Source organism: Rhodococcus sp. NPDC057014, assembly GCF_042673295.1.
In the GTDB taxonomy this organism is placed as follows: domain Bacteria; phylum Actinomycetota; class Actinomycetes; order Mycobacteriales; family Mycobacteriaceae; genus Rhodococcus_F.
On record NZ_JBHUSF010000595.1, the window covers coordinates 1 to 2,140 of the forward strand.

The 2,140-nt window shown below is 69.9% G+C and carries 1 protein-coding gene and 1 pseudogene; one reads left to right on the top strand and one right to left on the bottom strand.

Features of this window, described 5'->3' with window-relative positions; genetic code table 11:
• The first annotated feature begins 61 nt into the window (after positions 1–61).
• Entirely contained in the window at positions 62–1,876 is a 1,815-nt protein-coding gene (locus ACFTZB_RS45240; RefSeq protein WP_378442476.1) for a DUF5939 domain-containing protein, read from the top strand.
• Positions 1,877–1,927: 51 nt separating this feature from the next.
• Here the strand turns inward: ACFTZB_RS45240 and ACFTZB_RS45245 are convergent.
• Positions 1,928–2,140: pseudogene (locus tag ACFTZB_RS45245) on the bottom strand (acetyl-coenzyme A synthetase); the annotation flags it as partial.

A 2,140-nucleotide genomic window follows, 5' to 3' on the forward strand; every position in this document is an offset into this window, starting at 1 on the left:
GTTGACGAGTCCAGGGACTCGTCAACCACTCACGGGCCGCGGAGCGGCCTATAGTTCTTGCATGGCGAAAGCCGTGCTGCTGTCCAGGAAGGCCCGGATCCGGCTGCCGAAGCAGGATCTGTGGTCGTTCCTCGCCGATACCGATCGGCTCAATCGCAACATCGATCTGTCGCCGGTGCGCTTCGCTCCGATGCTGGACCGGCGCCGCAAGGGGCACTATTCGGCGGAGACGCGTTCGTACGGGCGGCGCGTGCGGTACGAGGAGTTCCCGTTCGAGTGGGTCGAGGGCCGGTTCTATCAGGTCCTTCGCCGTTTCTCCCGCGGTCCGCTCGCGGAGGTGTCCACGGGTGTCCGGCTCCACCCGGCCGCCGACGCCACCGAGGTCGAGGTGTTCGCCCGGATCGTCCCGCGTACCCGGTTCGGCGCGATCGCCGCTCGAACGCTGCTGGCACGCACGGGAATACGGAAGACGGTGGCGCTCGCGCACGCGCTGGAGCGACACGTCCGCGACCCGCGCGCGCATGCCGTCCCCGCCCTGCCGCCGCCGGAGCAGCTCGACGCAGGCCGGCTCGAATTCCGCACGGCGCAGCTGTCGCGATCGCACGACGCCCCGAACTTGGTCGGGCGCTTGGAGTCCCACTTGCGGACCGCGTCCGACCTGGAGGTGACGGGCATGCGCCCGTTCGAGCTTGCGGACCGCTGGGGTGCCGACCGGATGCAGCTGCTGCACGTCTTCCTCCACGCCGCGGACTGCGGTCTGCTGGACCTGAGCTGGAGCGTGCTGTGCCCGGTCTGCCGGACCGCCCGCGAGGACGCCGCTCACATCCGCCAGTTGCCGAGCCGCGTCCACTGCGACACGTGCGACATCGCGTTCGACACCGACCTCGCGCGGTCGGTGGAGATCCGCTTCGACGTCAACCCGGCCGTTCGCCGGGCGGAGCGCGCACGCTATTGCATCGGTGGTCCGGCGAATTCACCGTCGGCGGTGGCGCAGTTGCGCCTCGAGCCGGGCGAGCGGCGCAGCGAGCGCCTCGAACTCGACCCCGGGTGGCTGCGGCTCCGGTGCTATCAGGTGGGTACCCCGGTGGCCTGCGAGGTCGGCCCGGCCGGTGGCACGCTGCGGGTCGACTGCGGGCCCGGTGAACTCCGGGTGCGTGATGAGGCCGCCACCGACGGTGCTTGCCTGCTGGAGGTCGCGAACCGGCTACCCGGTGAGGCGCTGGTGGTGGTCGAGCGGGAGCGGTGGAAGGACGCCGCGGCGACCGGCGCGCTCGTGACGTCGCTCGACGGTTTCCAGGACCTGTTCCCGGATCAGGGGGTGGCGCCGGGAGACGAGATCGGGATCGCGAACCTGGCGGTGCTGTTCACGGATCTGAGCGGCTCGACCGCCCTGTACGAGCGCATCGGCGACGTCCGGGCGTTCGCGTTCGTGCAGAGTCATTTCCGCTATCTGCGTGACGCGGTGGTGAGCGAGAACGGCAGCGTCGTGAAGCAGATGGGTGACGCGGTCATGGCGACGTTCGCCGACGCGCGGGAGGCCTGGTCGGCTGCGGCGTCGATGCAGGCGGGCTGGGACGAGTTCCGTCGGCGGCACCTCGGCGACGACTCGGTGTCGTTGAAGGTCGGGTTACACCAGGGGCCCGCCGTGATGATCGACAACGACGGCCGGACCGACTATTTCGGTGCGACGGTCAACCTGGCGGCCCGGGTACAGGGCTGTGCTGCGGGCGGCGACATCGTCTTGTCCCGGGCCGTGCACGACGATCCGGCGGTGGCGCCGCTGCTCGCGACGTCCGGCTACCGGTGCGACGTCTTCACCACCGGGCTGAAGGGGATCGGCGAGGAGCAGACGCTGTGGCGGCTTCGCCGCCCGTGAGTGGTTGAGGAGTGCAGAGACTCGTCAACCACTCACGGGGCGCGGAGCGCCCTACTTGCCGCGGATGGCGTCGAATACCTTGGGGTCGACGAGGGTGGAGGTGTCGCCGAGGTCGCGGCCCTCGGCGATGTCCTTGAGCAGGCGCCGCATGATCTTGCCGGACCTCGTTTTGGGGAGTTCGGGGACGATGGTGATCTGGCGGGGCTTGGCGATCGGGCTGATCTCCCGGGACACCTCGGCCTTGAGTTCGGCGATGAGGGTGTC